Source organism: Nocardioides sp. LMS-CY (genome assembly GCF_018732145.1).
GTDB lineage: Bacteria > Actinomycetota > Actinomycetes > Propionibacteriales > Nocardioidaceae > Nocardioides > Nocardioides soli.
This window is the reverse complement of sequence record NZ_CP076104.1, coordinates 4,141,575-4,161,218: the sequence shown is the minus strand read 5'-3', so window position 1 is coordinate 4,161,218 and position 19,644 is coordinate 4,141,575. Positions and strand designations below refer to the sequence as shown.

Here is a 19,644-nt window from a genome sequence, read left to right as displayed (position 1 = left end):
CGTGTGGTCAGGGGACGTCCGGGCCGGGCGCTGTTGGCGACCCTCGCGGTCAGCGCCCTGGCCCTCGTCGGCATCGACGACCCGGCACGGGTGCCCGAGTCGGCGCGCGCGGCGCTCACCCCCACGCCGACACCGGCGCTGGAGCGGCCGGTCTCGAGGCCGAACGTCCTGATGATCACGGTCGACGACCTGGCCGCGGCCGACCTGCCCTACCTCCCGCGGGTGCGCCGGCTGATGGAGACCGGCGGCGTGACCTTCGGCGACGGCATCGCGCCGTCCCCGATGTGCGTGCCGGCCCGGGCGTCGCTGCTCACCGGGCAGTACGCCCACAACCACGGCGCCAAGACGGTGCGCGGTCCGGCCGGCGGCTACCAGGCGCGGGACTGGGACGACCGCGACACGATCGCCAGCGCGCTGCAGGACGCCGGCTACGACACGCTGTTCACCGGCAAGTACCTCAACGGCTACGGCAAGAACAGGACCGCCCGCGACATCCCGCCCGGCTGGACCGACTGGCGGGCCACGCCCGACCCCTCGACGTACCGCTTCTTCGACCAGCGCCTGAGCGTCAACGGCCGGATCGAGCGCCAGCAGGGCTACACGACCGACGTGATGACCGAGCAGGCCACCCAGATGATCGGGGAGCGCCGCGACAACCCCTGGTTCGCCTGGGTCAATTACGTCGCTCCGCACGTCGGCGGACCGGTGGACGCGGAGGCGCCGCGGAAGAAGTACGCCGGCACGCGCCAGGCCCGCTTCAAGTCCACGGTGCCCGATCCCGAGGACGTCGGCTTCTACCGGGACGTGCCGCTGCCGATCACGCCCAACTCGTTCCCGGAGCCCGACCACGAGACGCTGCCCGAGTGGGCGCCGGCCAACGTCCGCCAGTTCGACGAGGCGGACCGTCAGGCCCTGAACATCGTCTACCAGCGCCGGATCGAGGCGGCGCGCGGCCTCGACCGGGCGGTCGCCAAGCTCTTCCGCCAGCTGAAGGCGACCGGGCAGCTGGACCGGACGCTGGTGATCTTCACCTCCGACAACGGCTACGCGGTCGGCAACCACAACCTGAACGGCAAGCTCTACCACTACGACGAGTCGGTGCGGATCCCGATCCTGATGCGCGGCCCCGGGCTCCCGCAGGGCGTCACGGTGCCGACCGCGGTGACCAACCCCGACCTCGCCGCGACGATCCTCGCCGCGACCGGGGTCGCGCCGCCGCGGCCACTCGACGGCGTCGACATCCTGCCGTGGGTCGACGCGCCGGCCCAGGTGCGCGTGGTGCCGATCGAGGCCTACCAGGTGGCTGGCACCCAGCGCATCTACTGGGGCGTGCGGGTCGGTGCCTGGACCTACGTCCGCTACCGCCGCGGCGGGCAGGAGCTCTACGACCGCTCCCGCGATCCCTACGAGATCCACAACCTCGCCGGCGAGAAGCGCTACGCGCCGGCGCGCAAGGCGCTGGCCTCGCTCGCCAAGCGCTACCGGGGCTGCGCGGGCGAGACCTGCCCGCGCGACTTCTACCCCGCCGACGAGCTGGCCGAGCTCTTGGCCGAGGCCGCGTCGGGGGAGGGGAGCGCCGATGCCTGAGCAGCCCGAGCGGTTCTGGGCCGGCTTCCACCTCGACCCGCGGCGCCCGGAGCACGCCCGGGTGCGGGCGACCGACGCCGACCGCGACCACGCCCGCGACCTCTTCGTCGAGGCGTACGCCGACGGCCGGCTGACCCGCGCGGAGCTCGACGTACGCACCGCGCGGACGACGGCGCCGATCACCCTCGGCGCGCTCCTGACCCTCGTGTCCGACCTCCAGCCCACCCGGAGCGCGTCGGCGGAGCCCGACCGGTCCCGGCGGCCGGCGGGCCGCGAGCTGCTCGTGTTCGTCGTATGCAGCGTCGCGTGCGTGCTGCTGTGGTCGCAGACCGGTCGCGGCTTCTTCTGGCCGCTGTGGGTGATCGTCTTCACCGGCCTCCCGCCGCTGGCGACGCTCGTCAGCGGGCGGCGGGTGCCCGAGGGCGGCTCCGGACGCGGAAAAGGTCACACTCAGTAGCCCTCGTCACGAGGCGCTCCTATCGTTCGCACCATGACCGAACGTGGGACTCTCGAGGGCGGCCTGAGCGAGCCCGAGGAGCTGGAGCCCGAGCAGGGGTCGCTCGACCTCGCGGACCCGGCCGACACCTGGACGGTGGCCGACTGGGAGACGCAGGCGGCGGCCGTGCTGCGCAAGGCCGGGCGCCTGGGCGAGCAGGACGCCGACGACCTCGTGTGGGAGCGGCTCACCCGCACCACGCTCGACGGCATCGGCATCTCGCCGCTCGGCACCGCCGCGCTCCTCGACGGCCTGCGGACCTCCGGCCGGCCGACCCGGCAGGGCGACTGGGACGTCCGGTCCTACGTCGACGCCGGCGACCCGGCCGCGGCGAAGCTCGCCAACGAGGAGGCGCTCGTCGACCTCGACGGCGGCGTCACCAGCCTGTGGCTGCGCGGGAGCGCCGACTACGCGACCGTCCTGAAGGACGTGCTCCTCGACCTCGCCCCGGTCGTGCTCGACGGCGGCGACCCGCAGGCGTTCCTGGCGTACGCCCGGTCGAGTCTGGCGGAGGGCCGAGAGCTGCACCCGGCGACGAACCTCGGCGTGCCCGCGGCCGACGCGACCGGCGAGCTCGCGCGAGCGGCGCAGCAGCGTGGCGTCCTGGCCTTCGTCGTCGACGCGACCGCCGTGCACGACCGCGGCGCCTCCGACGCGCAGGAGCTGGCCTGGTCGCTGGCCGCCGGCGCGGCGTACCTGCGCACGCTCACCGACGCCGGCCTGAGCGTCGACGAGGCCGCCGGCCTGGTCGAGTTCCGCTACGCCGCGACCGACGAGCAGTTCGCCACGATCGCCAAGCTGCGCGCGGCCCGCCGGGCCTGGGCGCGGATGCTCGAGTTGAGCTCCGCGCAGGGCCGCGAGCAGCGCCAGCACGTGGTGACCAGCCGGCCGATGATGAGCAAGTACGACCCCTGGGTGAACATGCTCCGCACCACCGTCGCCGCCTTCGCGGCCGGCGTCGGGGGAGCCGACAGCGTCACCGTGCTGCCCTTCGACGGCCCGCTCGGCCGCCCGGACGCCTTCGGCCGCCGGATCGCGCGCAACACCAGCCACCTGCTGATCGACGAGTCGCACGTCGCCCACGTCGCCGACCCGGCCGGCGGCGCGTACGCCGTCGAGAAGCTCACCGACGACCTCGCGGTCGCCTCCTGGGAGCTCCTCGGCCGGCTCGAGGAGGGCGCCGACCTGGACGCGGAGATCGCCGAGACCGTGGCGAGGCGCGATGCCGCGGTCGCCCGGCGCAAGCGCCCGATCACCGGCCTCACCGAGTTCCCCAACCTCGGCGAGGTGCTCCCGGAGCGCGACCCGGCCGGTGCCGACACCACGCGTCGCTACGGCGCCGCGTTCGAGGCGCTGCGCGACCGTCCCGTCGCGTCGAAGGTCTTCCTGGCGACGCTCGGCACGGTCGCCCAGCACACCGCCCGCGCGACGTTCGCGAGCAACCTGCTCGCCGCCGGCGGCATCGCGGTCGACGTCGCCGGGCCGACCCCGGGCGTCGACGACCTGGTCGCGGCGTACGACGGCCAGGCGGTCGTCTGCCTGGCCGGAGCAGACGCGACGTACGCCGAGTGGGGCCAGGCTGCGGCCGAGGCCCTGCGCGCGGCCGGCGCGACGCACGTGATCATCGCCGGGAAGCCGGCGGACTACGCGGACGCGTCGTGCGCGATGGGCGTCGACGCGCTCGCCTTCCTGACCAGCACGAGGGAGAAGCTGCAGTGAGTGTCCCGAAGAGCTTCAGCGGACTGTCGCTGGAGGGTGGTTTCGAGACAGGCGCTAGCGCGCCTTCCTCAACCACCGTGTCGACTGATTCGAGCGCGCCTTCCTCAACCACCGTGTCGACTGGTTCGAGCGCGCCTTCCTCAACCACCGTGTCGACTGATTCGAGCGCGCCTTCCTCAACCACCGTGTCGACTGATTCGAGCGCGCCTTCCTCAACCACCGTGTCGGCTGGTTCGAGCGCGCCTTCCTCGACCACCGTGCCGCCGGTGGTTGAGGTGCGAGGAGCGCCAGCGACGAGCCTCGAAACCCCCGGTGACGACCACACCTGGTTGTCGCCCGAGGGCATCGCGATCCGGCCGTCGTACGGTCCCGCGGACCTCACCGGCCTCGACGCGCTCGACACGCTGCCGGGCCTGAGCCCGTTCCTGCGCGGGCCGTACCCGACGATGTACACGACCCAGCCGTGGACGATCCGGCAGTACGCCGGCTTCTCCACCGCTGAGGAGTCGAACGCCTTCTACCGCCGCAACCTCGCGGCCGGCCAAAAGGGCCTGTCGGTCGCCTTCGACCTGGCCACCCACCGCGGCTACGACTCCGACCACCCGCGGGTGCGCGGCGACGTCGGCATGGCGGGCGTGGCGATCGACTCGATCTACGACGCGCGCACGCTCTTCGACGGCATCCCGCTGGACCAGATGTCGGTGTCGATGACCATGAACGGCGCGGTGCTGCCGGTGCTGGCGCTCTACATCGCGGCGGCCGAGGAGCAGGGGGTGAAGCCGGAGCAGCTCGCGGGGACCATCCAGAACGACATCCTCAAGGAGTTCATGGTCCGCAACACCTACATCTACCCGCCGGCCCCGAGCATGCGGATCATCAGCGACATCTTCCAGTTCACCTCGCAGAAGATGCCCCGCTTCAACTCGATCTCGATCTCCGGCTACCACATCCAGGAGGCCGGGGCGACCAACGACCTCGAGCTCGCCTACACGCTGGCCGACGGCGTCGAGTACATCCGGGCCGGCCTCGACGCGGGGCTGACGATCGACCAGTTCGCGCCGCGGCTGTCCTTCTTCTGGGCGATCGGCATGAACTTCTTCATGGAGGTCGCCAAGATGCGCGCGGCCCGCGCGCTGTGGGCGCGGCTGGTGCGCCAGTTCGACCCGCAGAACCCGAAGTCGCTCAGCCTGCGTACCCATTCGCAGACCAGCGGCTGGTCGCTGACCGCGCAGGACGTCTTCAACAACGTCGGCCGCACCGCCATCGAGGCGATGGCCGCCACCCAGGGCCACACCCAGAGCCTGCACACCAACGCGCTCGACGAGGCGATCGCGCTGCCGACCGACTTCTCGGCGCGGATCGCCCGCAACACCCAGCTGCTGCTGCAGCAGGAGAGCGGCACCACCGGCACGATCGACCCCTGGGCGGGCAGCTACTACGTCGAGCGGCTGACCCACGACCTCGCCGAGCGCGCCTGGGCGCACATCCTCGAGGCCGAGCAGGCGGGCGGCATGGCCGCCGCGATCGAGCAGGGCATCCCGAAGATGCGCATCGAGGAGGCCGCGGCCCGCACCCAGGCCCGGATCGACTCCGGCGCGCAGCAGGTGATCGGCGTCAACACCTACCGGCTCGCGGCCGAGGACAAGCTCGACGTGCTCAAGGTCGACAACGACGACGTCTACCGTCAGCAGATGGCCAAGCTGGAGCGGCTGCGCGCCGAGCGCGACGACGACGCCGTACGCCGCGCGCTCGAGGCGCTCACCCGCTCCGCCGAGCAGGGGGCGACCCGGGGCTCCCTCGACGGCAACCTGCTCGCGCTGGCCGTCGACGCGGCTCGGGCGAAGGCGACCGTGGGGGAGATCTCCGAAGCGCTGGAGAAGGTCTACGGCCGCCACCAGGCGGTGATCCGTACGATCAGCGGCGTGTACAGGGACGAGTCGACCACCGGCGAGGGCGGCACGCTCGTGCAGCAGGTGCTCGACGCCACCGAGGAGTTCGAGGAGGCCGAGGGCCGCCGACCGCGCATCCTGGTCGCCAAGATGGGCCAAGATGGCCACGACCGCGGCCAGAAGGTCGTGGTCACGGCGTTCGCCGACATGGGCTTCGACGTCGACGTGGGCCCGCTGTTCTCGACCCCGGAGGAGGTCGCCCAGCAGGCCGTGGACGCCGACGTGCACATCGTCGGGGTCTCCTCGCTGGCCGCGGGCCACCTCACGCTGCTGCCGGCGCTGAAGCAGGCGCTCGCCGAGCAGGGCCGTCCGGACATCATGATCGTGATCGGCGGGGTGATCCCACCCGACGACGTACCCACGCTGCGGGAGATGGGCGCGGCGGCGGTGTTCCTGCCCGGCACCGTGATCGCCGAGTCGGCGCTTGATTTGCTGGCCCGGCTGCGGGAGCAGCTGAAGCACTGATGCCGGACGTCGATTCGCTCGTCGCCGGCATCCGGGACGGCAGGCGGGCGGCGGTCTCGCAGGCGATCACGCTTGTCGAGTCGACCCATCCGCGGCGTCGCGAGCAGGCGCGCGAGCTGCTGACCGCGCTCGCCACGGATGCGCCCAGCGACGTGGTCCGGGTCGGGATCTCGGGCGTGCCGGGTGTCGGGAAGTCCACGCTCATCGAGGCGCTCGGCTCCCGGCTGACCGGCCAGGGGCACCGGGTCGGGGTGCTCGCGGTCGACCCGTCCAGCGTGCGTACCGGCGGCTCGGTGCTCGGCGACAAGACCCGGATGTCGCGGCTCGCCAACGACCCGTCGGCGTTCGTCCGGCCCTCGCCCAGCGCCGGCACCCTCGGCGGCGTCGCGCGGGCGACCGTGCAGGCGATGGCGGTGCTCGAGGCCGCGGCGTACGACGTGGTGCTGGTCGAGACCGTGGGCGTGGGTCAGTCCGAGGTGACCGTCGCGGGCATGGTCGACACATTCGTCTTCCTGACCCTGGCCCGCACCGGCGACCAGTTGCAGGGCATCAAGAAGGGCATCCTCGAGCTCGCCGACGTGATCGCCGTCAACAAGGCCGACGGGGACCGCGTGCAGGAGGCGCGGGTGGCCGCGCGTGACCTGGCCGGGGCGCTGCGGCTGGTGCGCGGCCGGGGGGAGTGGGCGCCTCCGGTGGTGACCTGCTCCGCCCTCGAGGACACCGGGGTCGACGACCTCTGGGACCGGGTGCACGGCCACCGCGACCACCTCGGCCCGCAGGGGCTGGCCGACAAGCGGGCCCACCAGCAGCTGGACTTCACCTGGGCGCTGGTCCGCGACGAGCTCGACCAGCGGCTGCGGCACTCCGCGGGGGTCAAGGCGGTGCGCGAGGAGGTGCGCTCGGCCGTGCTCGCGGGCGAGCTGCCCGCCACGGTGGCGGCCGACCGGATCCTCGCGGCGTACGACGCGGGCTGACCGGCGCCGGCGGGTCAGCCGATGCCGAGGACCCGGACCAGTCCTCGCTCGACCTCCCTCATGAGATGACTCGGGACCGCGCCGGTCGGGTGTGGGTCCAGCGAGCTGCGGTCGACTGTCGCGAGCGCGGTGACGTTGGCGACCGAGTCCTTCGGCAGTCCGGTAGCCGCCGCCGGCAGGAAGACGTTGCCCGGCATCGCCGACAGTGCGGTGTGGGAGGTGAGGACGGCGACGATCGTCGTTGCGAGCCGACTCTCGTTGTACGGGTCCGCCTGGACGACCAGCACCGGCCGCCGCTTCGCCGGAGCGCTGCCCGATGGTTCGCCGAGGTCGCACCAGTGGACGTCGCCACGACTCACCACTGGCTGTCCGGATCGTCGTCGAGCCGTGTGCCCGCGGTGATCGCGAACTGCATCGACGAGTCGGCGTTGGCCGCGTCCACGACCGCGTCGATGGCTGCCGTCACATCGGCGGACTCGACCTCGGCCGCTAGGCGCTCCGCGGCGGCCGAGTAGAACTGGGAACGGTTCAGTCCCAGCTTCCTCGCCGCTCGCTCGGCGCGAGCGTAGATCTCTTCCGGTACGGAGATCGCGGTCTTCACGACCCGAGTATAACTCGGTATGACCCGGGCCGTTGCCTCGGTGTCCCGAACATTCGGGACCGGCGTCACCTGCGCCCGGGACCGGGGGATCGGCAGTGTCATCCCACCGACACCACATCCTTCTGGAGGCAGCACACCATGCGCACGACCCGAATCCTCGCCGGCCTGGCGGCCACCGCGCTCGCCGCCGGCACCCTCGCGGCGGCGCCGTCCCTGGCGGTGCCCGCCAAGCCCGCCAAGCCCGCCAAGCCGACCGTGCTGGCGAAGGGCCTGCTCAGCCCGCTGAGCATCGCCGTCGACGGCACCGACGTCTACGTCACGCAGAACTTCGGCGGCTCGCTCCAGCTGCTCCGGCCGGGCAAGCAGCCGAAGACGCTCTACACCGCCACGAAGCGGGGCGCCGAGGTCGGCGCCGTCTCCGCGCGGCGCGGCACCGTGACCTTCGCGGTCAGCGAGTCCGACAAGGACGGCAACTACACCGCGACCCGGCTGCTGCGGATCGCCGGCAGCGGCAAGGCGACGCCGGTGGCGAACCTGCTGGCCTACGAGAGGAAGGCCAACCCCGACGGCGACGTCACCTACGGCGTCCGCGGCCTCGCCGACGACTGCGCGGCTCAGTGGCCGGCCGACGGGCCGCCGGCGTCGTACCCCGGCATCGTCGACTCGCACCCCTACGCGACCACGACGGTCAAGCGGACGACGTACGTCGCGGACGCGGCGATGAACGCGATCCTCGCCGTGTCACCGCAGGGCAAGGTCCGCACGGTCGCCGTGCTGCCGGGCGTGCCGACCGAGATCACCGCGGGCTTCGCCGAGGAGCAGGGGCTGCCGCAGTGCGCGGTCGGCCTCGACTACTACTTCGAGTCGGTGCCGACCGACGTCGAGGTCGGTCCCGACGGCAGCCTCTACGTGAGCTCCCTGCCGGGCGGGCCCGAGGACCCGAGCATGGGCGCGCGCGGCCAGGTCTTCAGGGTGCATCCCAAGAGCGGCAAGGTGAGCAGGGTCGCCGGCGGCCTGGTCAGCCCGGTCGGGGTGGCCGTGGCCGACAACGGCGACGTGTACGTCTCGCAGCTGTTCTCCGGCGCGATCGCGAAGATCAAGAAGGGCTCGGACCGGGCGTCGACCGTGCGCCGGCTCTCGATGACCGGTGACGTCGAGGTGCGCGGCACGATGCTGTTCGCGACCACGGACGTGCTCCCGCCGAAGGGCAAGAAGCCCAACGGCAAGGTGGTCAGCTTCCGACGCTGACCGCCCCACGATCCGAGTGCGGGTCCCGGATGATCGGCCGGGGCCCGCACTCGCGTCTATCCCCCGGATGGGCGTTGCGCGCGGCACGAGGTCGTCACAGTGTGGAGGGGCTCATCACCGCTCAGGGAGGAAGCCCATGCGCAGAACCCGGATGCTCGCCGCCGCGGCCACGCTCGCCGTGGCCGCCACGACGGCCGTCGCCGTGCCCGCCGGCCAGGCGGCCGCGCCGAAGCCCGACACGCTCGCCAAGGGACTGATCGCCCCGCTCTCGGCCGCGGTCGACGACGACGGCACGGCGTACGTCACCCAGAACTTCGCCGGCCTGCTCAGCAGGATCCGCCAGGGCAAGAAGCCCAAGACGGTCTACGCGAGCAAGAACGGCAACGAGGTCGGCGGGGTCTCGGTCTTCCACGGCAAGCTCGTGTTCACCGAGACCAAGAGCAGCGGCGAGCAGATGCCGATCAAGTCGTGGGTCAAGTGGATCACGCCGAAGGGCAAGGTCAAGACGCTCGCCAACGTCCGTGCCTACGAGAACAAGAAGAACCCGGACCACAAGGTCACCTACGGCATCCGGGGCATCAGCGCCGAGTGCGCGGCGCAGTGGCCGACGGCGGACTTCGGGCCGCCGAGCTACCAGGGGCTGCCGGACTCGCACCCGTACGCGACGTACCAGGTCGACGAGGGCACCGTCTTCGTCGCCGACGCGGGGATGAACGCCGTGCTCTCCATCTCGCCGAAGGGCAAGATCCACACGCTCGCGGTGCTGCCCGCGGTGCCGGTGAAGATCACCGCGGAGCTCGCCCAGGGCATGAAGCTGCCCGACTGCGTGGTCGGCATGACCTACTACGGCGAGCCGGTGCCCACCGACGTGCAGAAGGGCTCCGACGGCAAGCTCCTGGTCACCACCGAGGGTGGCGGGCTCGGGGAGCAGATGCCGCTCGGGTCGCTCTACAGCGTCGGCATGAAGAACGGGAAGGTCAAGCAGGTCGTCGGCGGCCTCTTCGCGCCCACCGGACTGGCAGTGGCGGCGAACGGCGACGTCTACGTCGCCCAGCTCTTCGGCGGCGAGATCTCCCGGATCAAGCACGGCACCACGAAGGTGCGCACGTACGCCAAGACGAAGCTGCCCGCCGCGGTCGAGTGGACCCCGGACGGCCTCTACGCCACCACGAACGTGCTCCCGCCGAACGACACGGCACCGCCCGCCGGCAAGCTCGTGCGCTACGGCGGCTGAGCCGACCCGCGGAGCCCCGGATGCGGGCCCGGTCGCCGGCCGGGCCCGCATCCGGGCGCGCGTGAACTAACCTCGTGCTGACATGTCCTCCCTCGGCCCGACCCCTGGCACGCCCCCCGGCGCCGTCCTCGGCGACGCCATCGCCGGCGCCGTCGCGGCCGTCGGGGACGAGCTGATCGGGCTGCGGCGCGACCTGCACGCGCACCCCGAGCTGTCCTGGCGTGAGCTGCGCACGACCGCTCTCGTCGCGGCCCGCATCCAGCAGGCCGGGTGGCGGGTCACCGAGCTGCCCCGCACCGGGCTGATCGCCGAGATCGGCGACCACGGCCCGGTCGTCGCGCTGCGGGCCGACCTCGACGCGCTGCCGGTCCCCGACCTCACCGGCGACCCGTGGGCGAGCACGGTCGAGGGGGTCACCCACGCGTGCGGGCACGACGTGCACACCTCGGCGCTGGTCGGCGCCGCCGTCGCCCTGGCGCGGGTGCACGAGCTGGGGCTGCTCCCGGGCCGGGTGCGGCTGCTCTTCCAGCCCGCCGAGGAGGTGATGCCCGGCGGCGCGCTGTCGCTGATCGAGCTGGGCGCCCTCGACGGCGTCGAGCGGATCTTCGGCCTGCACTGCGACCCCACCCTCGACGTCGGCCGGGTCGGCCTCCGCGAGGGGCCGATCACCGGTGCGGCCGACCACGTCGACGTCACGCTCACCGGCTCCGGCGGGCACACCTCGCGCCCGCACCTCACCGAGGACCTCACCTTCGCGCTCGGCAAGGTCGTCACCGAGCTGCCGGCCATCCTCTCCCGCCGGCTCGACCCGCGGGCGGGCGTCAGCGTGGTCTGGGGCGTGGTCCGGGCCGGCTCGGCGCACAACGTGATCCCCGCGACCGGCCGGGTCGGGGGGACGGTCCGGATGCTCGACGCGATCGCCTGGTCGGAGGCCGAGAAGCTGGTGCCGCTGCTCGTGGAGCAGATCGTCGCGCCGTACGGCGTGCACGCGCAGGTCGAGTACCAGCGCGGCGTGCCCCCGGTGGTCAACGACTCGGCCTCGACCACGCTGCTGGCGGGCGCCGTGGAGGCCGTGCTCGGCCTCCACGGCCACGTGTCCACCCAGCAGAGCCTCGGCGGCGAGGACTTCGGGTGGTATCTCGACCGGGTCCCGGGCGCGATGGGCCGGCTCGGCACCCGCACGCCGGGCGGGCCGACGTACGACCTGCACCAGGGGAACCTCCGCGTCGACGACCGCGCGGTGGCGGTCGGCGCCCGGGTGCTGGCGCAGGTCGCGGTGGCGTCCTTGCCCCGCACCTGACGTGAAACGGGCGGTTCGCACGCATCGACTCGGTAACAACTTCGTCAACAGCGTGCCGTCGCCGCGCGAAGGGCCTAGTGTCTGACCTGTTTTCTGCGCCTGGAAGGGCGTCCACAGCACATGAAGGAGGCGTCTTGCGGCGCACCACGAAGTTTGCGGCAGTGCTCGCGGCCGGGATCCTGGCCCTCAGCGCGTGCGGCAGTGACAGCGACGGCGACAACGGCTCGGCCTCGGACGACGGCTCGAAGGCGCCCACCTCTGACGTCAAGGTCGGCATGGCGTACGACGTCGGCGGCCGTGGCGACCAGTCGTTCAACGACTCCGCGGCGGCGGGTCTCGACCAGGCCAAGGAAGAGGGCCTGATCGCCGAGAGCCAGGAGTCCGAGGCCGAGGACGGCGAGGCCGAGACCGCTCGCGAGGAGCGTCTGCGCACCTTCGCCGACGCCGGCTACGACCCGATCATCGCGGTGGGCTTCGCCTACGCCGCCTCGGTGGGCAAGGTCTCCAAGGAGTACCCCGACGTCCACTTCGCGATCATCGACGACTCCAGCCTCGCGGACTCCCCGAACGTCGCCAGCCTGGTGTTCGCCGAGGAGCAGGGCTCGTTCCTGGTCGGCGCCGCCGCGGCGCTGAAGACCGAGACCGACCACATCGGCTTCGTCGGTGGTGTCGAGACCCCGCTGATCCAGAAGTTCCAGGCGGGCTACGAGGCCGGCGCCCAGGCGGTCAACCCGGACATCAAGATCGACGTCAAGTACCTCACCCAGGTCCCGGACTTCTCCGGCTTCGCCGACCCGGCCAAGGGCAAGACGGCCGCGCAGGGCATGTACGACAACGGCGCGGACGTCGTCTACCACGCCGCCGGCGGCTCCGGTGGTGGCGTCTTCGAGGCGGCCTCCGAGGCCAAGGCCTGGGCGATCGGTGTCGACTCCGACCAGTACAACACCGCGGACCCGTCCGTGAAGGACGTCATCCTGACCTCGATGCTCAAGAACGTGAACGTCGCGGTCTACAACTACCTCAAGCAGGTCAGCGGGGGCGACTTCCCGACCGGTGTCACCACCTACGACCTCAAGGTCGACGGTGTCGGCTACTCCACCAGCGGTGGCTTCGTCGACGACATCACCGACCAGCTCGACGACTACAAGCAGCAGATCATCGACGGCGAGATCACGGTGCCGGACAAGCCGGCCAAGTGACCGTCGGCTGAATCGACACGATGACGGGTCCGCGGGGCAAGCCCCGCGGGCCCGTCCCGTCTCCGGTAGCGTCACGCCCGGACTGACAAGGAGGTCAGAGATCGTGCCCACCGCGGCCCCACCCAGCGAGATCGCCGTCCGCCTGCGCGGCATCGGCAAGAGGTTTCCTGGCGTCATCGCCAACGACGACATCAACATCGACGTGCGCCGGGGCACGATCCACGCCATCGTCGGCGAGAACGGCGCCGGCAAGTCCACGCTGATGAAGATCCTGTACGGCGTGCAGCCGCCCGACTCGGGCACGATCGAGATCAACGGCGAGCAGGTCACCCTGCACTCGCCGGCCGACGCCATCAAGGCCGGCGTCGGCATGGTCTTCCAGCACTTCATGCTCGCCGACAACCTCACCGTGCTCGAGAACGTCGTACTCGGCGCCGAGAAGCTCCACGGCATCGGCGCGAAGGCCCGGGCCGAGGTGGTGCGGATCTCGGACGCCTACGGCCTCGGCATCGACCCCGACCGCCTGGTCGAGGAGCTCGGCGTCGGCGCTCGGCAGCGCGTCGAGATCCTCAAGGTGCTCTACCGGGGCGCCCGCATCGTCATCCTCGACGAGCCGACCGCCGTGCTGGTGCCCCAGGAGGTTGACGAGCTCTTCGGCAACCTGCGCGAGCTCAAGGCCGAGGGCCTGAGCGTCATCTTCATCTCCCACAAGCTCGACGAGGTGCTCTCGGTCGCCGACGAGATCACCGTGATCCGCCGCGGCACCACCGTCCGCACCGTCGAGGACCCCAAGGGCGTCACCGCCCGCCAGCTCGCCGAGCTGATGGTCGGCTCCGAGCTGCCGTCCCCGAGCACCGAGGCGTCCACGGTGACCGACCAGGTGCTGCTGCGCGTGCGCGACCTGTCGCTGCCCAGCGACGACGGCCGGCCGCTGCTCCAGTCGATCTCCTTCGAGATCCACCGTGGCGAGGTGCTCGGCATCGCCGGTGTCGAGGGCAACGGCCAGGCCGAGCTGGTCGAGTCGATCATGGGCATGCGCCCGGCGGCGACCGGGCTCGTCGAGCTCGACGGCGCCGACCTCTCCGGCCGCTCCACCCGCGACCGGCGGATGAGCGGCGTCGGCTACATCCCCGAGGACCGGCACCGCCACGGCCTGCTCCTGGACGCCCCGCTCTGGGAGAACCGGATCCTCGGCCACCAGTTCCGCCCGCCCAGCGTCAGCCACGGCCTCATCGACAAGCGCGGTGCCCGCAACGACACGCTGCGCATCATCGACGAGTACGACGTCCGCACCCCGGGCCCCGACGTGCTGGCCCGGGCGCTGTCCGGCGGCAACCAGCAGAAGCTGATCGTCGGCCGCGAGATGAGCGGCGAGCCGACCCTGCTGATCGCCGCGCACCCGACCCGCGGCGTCGACGTGGGTGCGCAGGCCGCGATCTGGCGGCACATCAAGGACGCGCGTCGCAACGGCCTCGCCGTCCTGCTGATCTCCGCGGACCTCGACGAGCTGATCGGTCTCTCCGACCGGATCGAGGTGATCCTGCGGGGTCGCTTCGTCGGCACGTTCGATCCGGGCGACGTGACACCCGAGCGGCTCGGCTCCGCGATGACCGGAGCAGGGGAGGGCGAGTAGTCGTGACCAAGGCACGCCTCACGGCGCTGGGCCTGGGCATCGCATCCGCGGTGCTCGCGCTGCTCGCCGCATTCCTGATCACCAGCCTGGTCCTGCTGGCCGCCGGCGACCCGGTCGGCGACGTCTGGGGCCAGCTGCTGTCGTGGCCCGAGACGCGCAACTGGACCAACATCGTCAACAACGCCACGGTGCTCTATCTCTCCGGTCTCGCCGTCGCGGTGGGCTTCCGGATGAACCTCTTCAACATCGGCGTCGACGGCCAGTACCGCGTCGCTGCGTTCACCGCCGCGGTCGTCGCCGGCGAGGCCTGGCTGCCCGGCTACCTCAACACCGCGCTCGCGATCGTCTGCGCGATGGCGGTCGGCGCGATCTGGGCCGGCATCGCCGGCGTGCTGCGCGCCACCCGGGGCGTCAGCGAGGTCATCTCGACGATCATGCTGAACTTCATCGCGACCGGCCTGGTGGCCTACCTGCTGCGCCAGGTCGCGGTGCGCGAGGAGGGCAGCAACCAGATCGGCACCAAGCAGATCCCCGAGGGCAGCCGCATCGGCGGCATCCCGTTCGGCGACTACACGATCTACGGGTTCATCCTGATCGCCGCGGTGGCCGGCTTCGCCTTCTGGTTCGTGCTCAACCGCACCCGCTTCGGCTTCGACCTGCGGGCGACCGGCCGCTCGACCACCGCCGCGGTGGCCAGCGGCATCAGCGTCAAGAAGATGACGATCGCCGCCATGATGATCTCCGGCGCGGTGGCCGGCCTGGTCGGACTGCCGATCCTCTTCGGTGACGCCTACACCTACGGCTCGACCTTCCAGTCCGGCCTGGGCTTCGCCGGCATCGCGATCGCGCTGCTCGGCCGCAACAACCCGATCGGGATCGCGTTCGGCGCGCTGCTCTTCGCCTACCTCGACGAGCAGTCCAACCCGCTGCAGATCCTGGTCGGCGTCTCGCCCGACATCGTCGCGATCACCCAGGGCGTGATCGTGCTGACCGTCGTGATCTCCTACGAGCTGGTCCGCCGCTACGGCGTCCGTCTCGAGCAGCGCGAGGTGGCCCGCGCCTTGGCCACCTCACGCACCGACGAGCCCGAGGAGGTGAAGTCGTGAGTCTCCCCACCCTCATCGGCGCCGCCGAGCCCGGCACCCGACCGCAGCAGCGTCGCCGGCTGCCGCGCTGGTGGTTCGCCGCCGCGCTGTTCCTGGTGCTGCTCGCGCTGTCGATCCTGGAGGCCGTCACCGGCGCGAACGACCTGGTCTCGCGCGGCACGGTCGCCGCGACCCTGATCGCGATCGTCCCGATCATGCTGGCCGGTCTCGGCGGCCTCTGGTCCGAACGTGCCGGCATCGTCAACATCGGCCTCGAGGGCATGATGATCCTCGGCACCTGGGGGGCCGGCTACTTCGGCTACCACTACGGCGCCTGGGCCGGCGTCGCCGGGGCGATCCTGATGGGCATGCTCGGCGGCCTGGTGCACGCGCTCGCGACCGTGATCTTCGGCGTCGACCACATCATCTCCGGTGTCGCGATCAACATCATCGCGCTGGGCGCGGTGCAGTACCTCGCGTCGCTGACCTTCGTCGGGCTGCCCGGCGGCGGGCAGACCCAGTCGCCGAAGATCCCCGACGTCCCGACGATCACGATCACACCGGTCGGCGACGCGCTCGGCGACATCGTGGGCAAGGACATCTTCTTCGTGTCCCAGCTCGCGTCGGTCGCGCAGGCGCTCGTGACCAACCTGTCGCTGCTCGTCGTGCTCGCGATGCTGCTGCTGGTGCTCACCTGGTGGGCGCTGTGGCGCACGTCGTTCGGCCTGCGGCTGCGCTCGTGCGGTGAGAGCCCCTCGGCCGCGGAGTCGCTGGGCGTCGCGGTGCTGCGCTACAAGTTCGTGGCGGTGCTCATCTCCGGCGGGCTCGCGGGCCTCGCGGGCGGCTTCCTGGCGATGGTCGCGTCCAGCAACTACCGCGACGGCCAGACCGGCGGCCGCGGCTACATCGGTCTCGCGGCGATGATCTTCGGCAACTGGCGCCCGGGCGGTCTGCTCGCCGGCTCCGGTCTGTTCGGCTACACCGAGACCCTCGGCCTGCGTCAGGGCGGCGACTCGGTGCACGCCCTGCTGCTCGCGCTCGCGGTGCTCGCCCTCGCGGCCGCGGTCTGGCAGGCCCGCCAGCAGCAGCAGCGCGCCGCGATCATCACCGGCGTCGTCGCGATCGGCCTCGGCGTGCTCTACTTCGCGATCGACCAGGTCCCCGGCGACTTCACGAGCATGACGCCGTACGTCGTCACGCTGCTCGTGCTCGCCTTCGCCTCGCAACGATTGCGGATGCCGGCGGCCGACGGGCAGATCTACCGGAAGGGCAGCGCGGGGTGACGGCCGCCGAGTCAGGGGACAGCTTCGACTGGGACGCGCTCAAGGCGGCCGCCGAGGAGGCGGTCACCCACGCCTACGCGCCGTACTCGCACTTCTCGGTGGGCGCCGCCGCGACCGTCGACGACGGCCGGGTCGTCACCGGGTGCAACGTCGAGAACGCGGCGTACGGCGTGGCGCTGTGCGCGGAGTGCGGCCTGATCGGCCAGCTGCACATCACCGGGGGCGGGCGGCTGACCCACTTCGTCTGCGTCAACGGTGACCGCGAGATCATCATGCCGTGCGGTCGCTGCCGCCAGTTGCTGTACGAGAACGGTGGTCCCGGACTGCTCCTGTGGACGGTCTCGGGGATCCGGAGAATGGACGAGGTGCTGCCTGATGCGTTCGGTCCCGACGACCTCGATTGACCTGACGGACCCGGAGGTCGTCGCCGACCCCTATCCACACTTCGCGCGCGAGCGCGAGGAGCACACGGCCACCGGCGGCGTGGCGTGGCACGAGCCGTCGGGGATGTACCTGACGTTCGCGCACGCGTCCGTCGGCCAGGTGCAGCGCGACCGACGGCTGGGGCGGCTGTGGAAGGACAAGGAGCCGCTCGACTACCTCGAGCCCTTCAACCTCCTGCACCGCAACCAGATGATGGAGAACGAGCCGCCGGAGCACACCCGGCTGCGGCGCCCGGTCGCCTCGGCGTTCGCGCGCGGCCACGTCGAGCGGCTCCGGCCGCGGGTGCGCGAGCTCGCCGCCTCGCTGCTCGACGATGTCGACCCCGCCGGGTTCGACGTGATCGAGGGGTACGCCGAGCCGCTGCCCGTGTTGGTGATCGCCGACCTGCTCGGTGTGCCCCGGTCCTACGCCCACGACCTGCGCGACTGGTCGCAGGCGATCGTGCGGATGTACGAGGTCGCGCCGTCGCAGGAGACCGTCGACAACGCGGTCCGGGCGTCGGTCGAGTTCGCCGGCCTGGCGCGTGAGCTGGCCGCGGAACGGCGCGCGAAGCCGGCCGACGACCTGATCACCGACCTGGTGGCGACCGAGCTCGACGACGACGAGGTCGTCGCCGCCGTGGTGCTGCTGCTCAACGCGGGTCACGAGGCGTCGGTGAACGTGTTCGGCAACGGCCTGACCGCGATGCTGCGGCGCGGGCTGCGCCCCGGCACCGACGTACCGGCCACCGTCGAGGAGATGCTGCGCTTCGACTCCGCGCTCCAGCTCTTCGAGCGCACCGCGATGGAGGACGTCGAGTTCGACCACGGCGAGCAGAAGGTCGTCGTCGAGGAGGGCCAGAAGATCGCGGCGCTGCTCGGCGCGGCCAACCGTGACCCGGCCGTCTTCGACCGGCCCGACGAGTTCCTGGTCGACCGGACGCCCAACAGCCACCTGGCCTTCGGGGTCGGCGTGCACTTCTGCCTGGGCGCCCCGCTCGCGCGGATGGAGCTGGCGGAGTCGGTGCCCGCGTTGTTCGAGACCTTCCCCGACCTGGCCCTCACCGGGGAGCCGGAGAGCCGGGGCACGTTCGTATTGAGGGGCTACCGCCGGGTGCCCGTGGGAGGAAGCCATGCATGACGCCGTCGAGGTGATCGCCGCGAAGCGTGACCGGTTGGAGTTGAGCGACAGCCAGATCGATTGGGTGATCGATGCCTACACGCGGGGTGGGGTGGCCGATGAGCAGATGTCGGCGTTGTTGATGGCGATCCTGCTCAACGGGATGGGCCGGCGGGAGGTCTCGCGGTGGACCGGGGCGATGATCGCCTCGGGGGAGCGGATGGACTTCTCGGGGCTGTCGTGGCCGACCGCGGACAAGCACTCGACCGGTGGGGTGGGCGACAAGATCACGCTGCCGTTGGCGCCACTGGTCGCGGCGTGTGGGGTGGCGGTGCCGCAGCTGTCGGGGCGGGGGCTGGGCCACACCGGTGGCACGCTGGACAAGCTGGAGTCGATCCCGGGCTGGCGGGCGGGGCTGTCGAACCAGGAGATGCTCGCCCAGCTGGAGTCGGTCGGTGCGGTGATCTGCGCGGCCGGGGACGGGCTGGCCCCGGCGGACAAGAAGCTCTACGCGCTGCGCGACGTGACCGGCACGGTCGAGGCGATCCCGCTGATCGCCTCCTCGATCATGTCGAAGAAGATCGCCGAGGGCACCGGCGCGCTGGTGCTCGACGTCAAGGTCGGCACCGGCGCGTTCATGAAGTCCCTCGACTCCGCCCGCGAGCTCGCCGAGACCATGGTCGCGCTCGGACAGGACGCGGGGGTGCGCACGGTGGCGCTGCTCACCGACATGACCACCCCGCTCGGCTACACCGCCGGCAACGGCATCGAGGTCGCCGAGTCCGTCGAGGTACTCGCCGGCGGCGGACCCGCCGACGTGGTCGAGCTGACCCTCGCGCTGGCCCGCGAGATGCTCACCAGCGCCGGACGCGGCGACGTCGACCCGGCCGACAAGCTCGCCGACGGGACCGCCATGGACACCTGGCGACAGATGATCCGCGCCCAGGACGGCGACCCCGACGCCCCGCTCCCCACCGCCCGCGAGACCCACACCGTGACCGCACCCACCACCGGCACCCTGACCCGCCTCGACGCCATGGCCGTCGGCCTGGCCGCCTGGCGCCTCGGCGCCGGCCGGGCCCGCAAAGAAGACCCCGTCCAGGCCGGCGCCGGCGTGACCTGGCACGCCCGCCCCGGCGACCCCATCACCACCGGCCAACCCCTGTTCACCCTCCACACCGACGACCCCGACCGCATCGACCGCGCCCAGACCTCCCTCGACCACGGCTACGACATCGCACCCACCGACACGCCGTACCAGCCCACCCCCCTCATCCACGACCGCATCGGCTGACCCCCGGGGCGGCAGTCGGTGGTCTCGAGGCTCGC

At 71.8% G+C, this 19,644-nt stretch carries 17 protein-coding genes; 15 read left to right on the top strand and 2 right to left on the bottom strand.

The genetic code is table 11. The features are described 5' to 3' along the window. The first annotated feature begins 3 nt into the window (after positions 1 to 3). The 5 genes from KM427_RS19735 (at position 4) to meaB (ending at position 7,190) form a co-directional block, all read left to right on the top strand. Positions 4 to 1,587 carry a sulfatase family protein gene (locus tag KM427_RS19735; RefSeq protein ID WP_252274693.1) on the top strand — a complete coding sequence of 528 codons (1,584 nt, stop codon included), beginning with the start codon at positions 4 to 6 and terminating at the stop codon, positions 1,585 to 1,587. After that, positions 1,580 to 2,044, top strand: coding sequence for a DUF1707 domain-containing protein (locus KM427_RS19730; RefSeq protein WP_215525029.1), 465 nt, complete (start codon positions 1,580 to 1,582; stop codon positions 2,042 to 2,044). The genes KM427_RS19735 and KM427_RS19730 overlap by 8 nt, the downstream gene beginning before the upstream one ends. 33 nt (positions 2,045 to 2,077) lie before the next feature. Beyond that, on the top strand, positions 2,078 to 3,802 hold the full coding sequence (locus tag KM427_RS19725; RefSeq protein WP_215525028.1) for a methylmalonyl-CoA mutase family protein: 1,725 nt from the start codon (positions 2,078 to 2,080) through the stop codon (positions 3,800 to 3,802). A 266-nt stretch (positions 3,803 to 4,068) separates the two neighbouring features. Continuing rightward, a complete protein-coding gene (gene scpA, locus KM427_RS19720) occupies positions 4,069 to 6,216 on the top strand; it encodes a methylmalonyl-CoA mutase (protein WP_286674207.1) in 2,148 nt (715 codons plus the stop codon). Further along, positions 6,216 to 7,190 carry a methylmalonyl Co-A mutase-associated GTPase MeaB gene (gene meaB / locus KM427_RS19715; protein WP_215525027.1) on the top strand — a complete coding sequence of 325 codons (975 nt, stop codon included), beginning with the start codon at positions 6,216 to 6,218 and terminating at the stop codon, positions 7,188 to 7,190. Before scpA ends, meaB begins: the two co-directional genes overlap by 1 nt. Before the next feature lie 14 nt (positions 7,191 to 7,204). Here meaB and KM427_RS25615 read toward each other — a convergent pair whose 3' ends face one another. Together KM427_RS25615 and KM427_RS25610 are read right to left on the bottom strand one after the other, a co-directional pair. Further along, positions 7,205 to 7,549: a type II toxin-antitoxin system PemK/MazF family toxin gene (locus KM427_RS25615; protein WP_286674206.1), complete on the bottom strand. Its 345-nt coding sequence runs from the start codon at positions 7,547 to 7,549 to the stop codon at positions 7,205 to 7,207. Further along, a complete protein-coding gene (locus KM427_RS25610) occupies positions 7,546 to 7,791 on the bottom strand; it encodes a hypothetical protein (RefSeq protein WP_252274689.1) in 246 nt (81 codons plus the stop codon). The genes KM427_RS25615 and KM427_RS25610 overlap by 4 nt, the downstream gene beginning before the upstream one ends. Before the next feature lie 138 nt (positions 7,792 to 7,929). On the opposite strand from KM427_RS25610, the gene KM427_RS19705 reads away from it, so the two are divergent. From KM427_RS19705 to KM427_RS19660, 10 genes are all read left to right on the top strand, one after another. Beyond that, positions 7,930 to 9,039, top strand: coding sequence for a ScyD/ScyE family protein (locus tag KM427_RS19705; protein WP_215525025.1), 1,110 nt, complete (start codon positions 7,930 to 7,932; stop codon positions 9,037 to 9,039). A 136-nt stretch (positions 9,040 to 9,175) separates the two neighbouring features. Beyond that, the gene (locus tag KM427_RS19700; RefSeq protein WP_215525024.1) at positions 9,176 to 10,273 is read left to right on the top strand and encodes a ScyD/ScyE family protein; all 1,098 of its coding nucleotides are present in this window, start codon (positions 9,176 to 9,178) and stop codon (positions 10,271 to 10,273) included. Between the two features lie 82 nt (positions 10,274 to 10,355). Further along, complete coding sequence (locus tag KM427_RS19695; protein ID WP_215525023.1) at positions 10,356 to 11,573, top strand: amidohydrolase; 1,218 nt, start codon at positions 10,356 to 10,358, stop codon at positions 11,571 to 11,573. Positions 11,574 to 11,707: 134 nt separating this feature from the next. Next, the gene (locus tag KM427_RS19690; RefSeq protein ID WP_183591499.1) at positions 11,708 to 12,772 is read left to right on the top strand and encodes a BMP family lipoprotein; all 1,065 of its coding nucleotides are present in this window, start codon (positions 11,708 to 11,710) and stop codon (positions 12,770 to 12,772) included. Between the two features lie 103 nt (positions 12,773 to 12,875). Beyond that, positions 12,876 to 14,405 carry an ABC transporter ATP-binding protein gene (locus KM427_RS19685; RefSeq protein ID WP_183591498.1) on the top strand — a complete coding sequence of 510 codons (1,530 nt, stop codon included), beginning with the start codon at positions 12,876 to 12,878 and terminating at the stop codon, positions 14,403 to 14,405. Between the two features lie 2 nt (positions 14,406 to 14,407). Then, on the top strand, positions 14,408 to 15,511 hold the full coding sequence (locus KM427_RS19680) for an ABC transporter permease (protein WP_183591497.1): 1,104 nt from the start codon (positions 14,408 to 14,410) through the stop codon (positions 15,509 to 15,511). After that, entirely contained in the window at positions 15,508 to 16,773 is a 1,266-nt protein-coding gene (locus KM427_RS19675; RefSeq protein WP_183591496.1) for an ABC transporter permease, read from the top strand. The genes KM427_RS19680 and KM427_RS19675 overlap by 4 nt, the downstream gene beginning before the upstream one ends. Further along, positions 16,770 to 17,177 (top strand): cytidine deaminase, encoded by a 408-nt coding sequence (locus KM427_RS19670; RefSeq protein ID WP_215525022.1) that lies wholly within the window; start codon positions 16,770 to 16,772, stop codon positions 17,175 to 17,177. Before KM427_RS19675 ends, KM427_RS19670 begins: the two co-directional genes overlap by 4 nt. Continuing rightward, positions 17,149 to 18,336, top strand: coding sequence for a cytochrome P450 (locus tag KM427_RS19665; RefSeq protein ID WP_215525021.1), 1,188 nt, complete (start codon positions 17,149 to 17,151; stop codon positions 18,334 to 18,336). The genes KM427_RS19670 and KM427_RS19665 overlap by 29 nt, the downstream gene beginning before the upstream one ends. Beyond that, positions 18,329 to 19,609: a thymidine phosphorylase gene (locus tag KM427_RS19660; RefSeq protein WP_215525020.1), complete on the top strand. Its 1,281-nt coding sequence runs from the start codon at positions 18,329 to 18,331 to the stop codon at positions 19,607 to 19,609. Before KM427_RS19665 ends, KM427_RS19660 begins: the two co-directional genes overlap by 8 nt. Positions 19,610 to 19,644: the final 35 nt, after the last annotated feature.

What these genes read in the sequence shown, in the direction of transcription:
- KM427_RS19730 (WP_215525029.1), top strand. Translation starts at nt 1,580, where the DNA reads ATGCCTGAGCAGCCCGAGCGGTTCTGGGCCGGCTTCCACCTCGACCCG.
- KM427_RS19725 (WP_215525028.1), top strand. Translation starts at nt 2,078, where the DNA reads ATGACCGAACGTGGGACTCTCGAGGGCGGCCTGAGCGAGCCCGAGGAG.
- meaB (WP_215525027.1), top strand. Translation starts at nt 6,216, where the DNA reads ATGCCGGACGTCGATTCGCTCGTCGCCGGCATCCGGGACGGCAGGCGG.
- KM427_RS19705 (WP_215525025.1), top strand. Translation starts at nt 7,930, where the DNA reads ATGCGCACGACCCGAATCCTCGCCGGCCTGGCGGCCACCGCGCTCGCC.
- KM427_RS19700 (WP_215525024.1), top strand. Translation starts at nt 9,176, where the DNA reads ATGCGCAGAACCCGGATGCTCGCCGCCGCGGCCACGCTCGCCGTGGCC.
- KM427_RS19695 (WP_215525023.1), top strand. Translation starts at nt 10,356, where the DNA reads ATGTCCTCCCTCGGCCCGACCCCTGGCACGCCCCCCGGCGCCGTCCTC.
- KM427_RS19665 (WP_215525021.1), top strand. Translation starts at nt 17,149, where the DNA reads ATGCGTTCGGTCCCGACGACCTCGATTGACCTGACGGACCCGGAGGTC.
- KM427_RS19660 (WP_215525020.1), top strand. Translation starts at nt 18,329, where the DNA reads ATGCATGACGCCGTCGAGGTGATCGCCGCGAAGCGTGACCGGTTGGAG.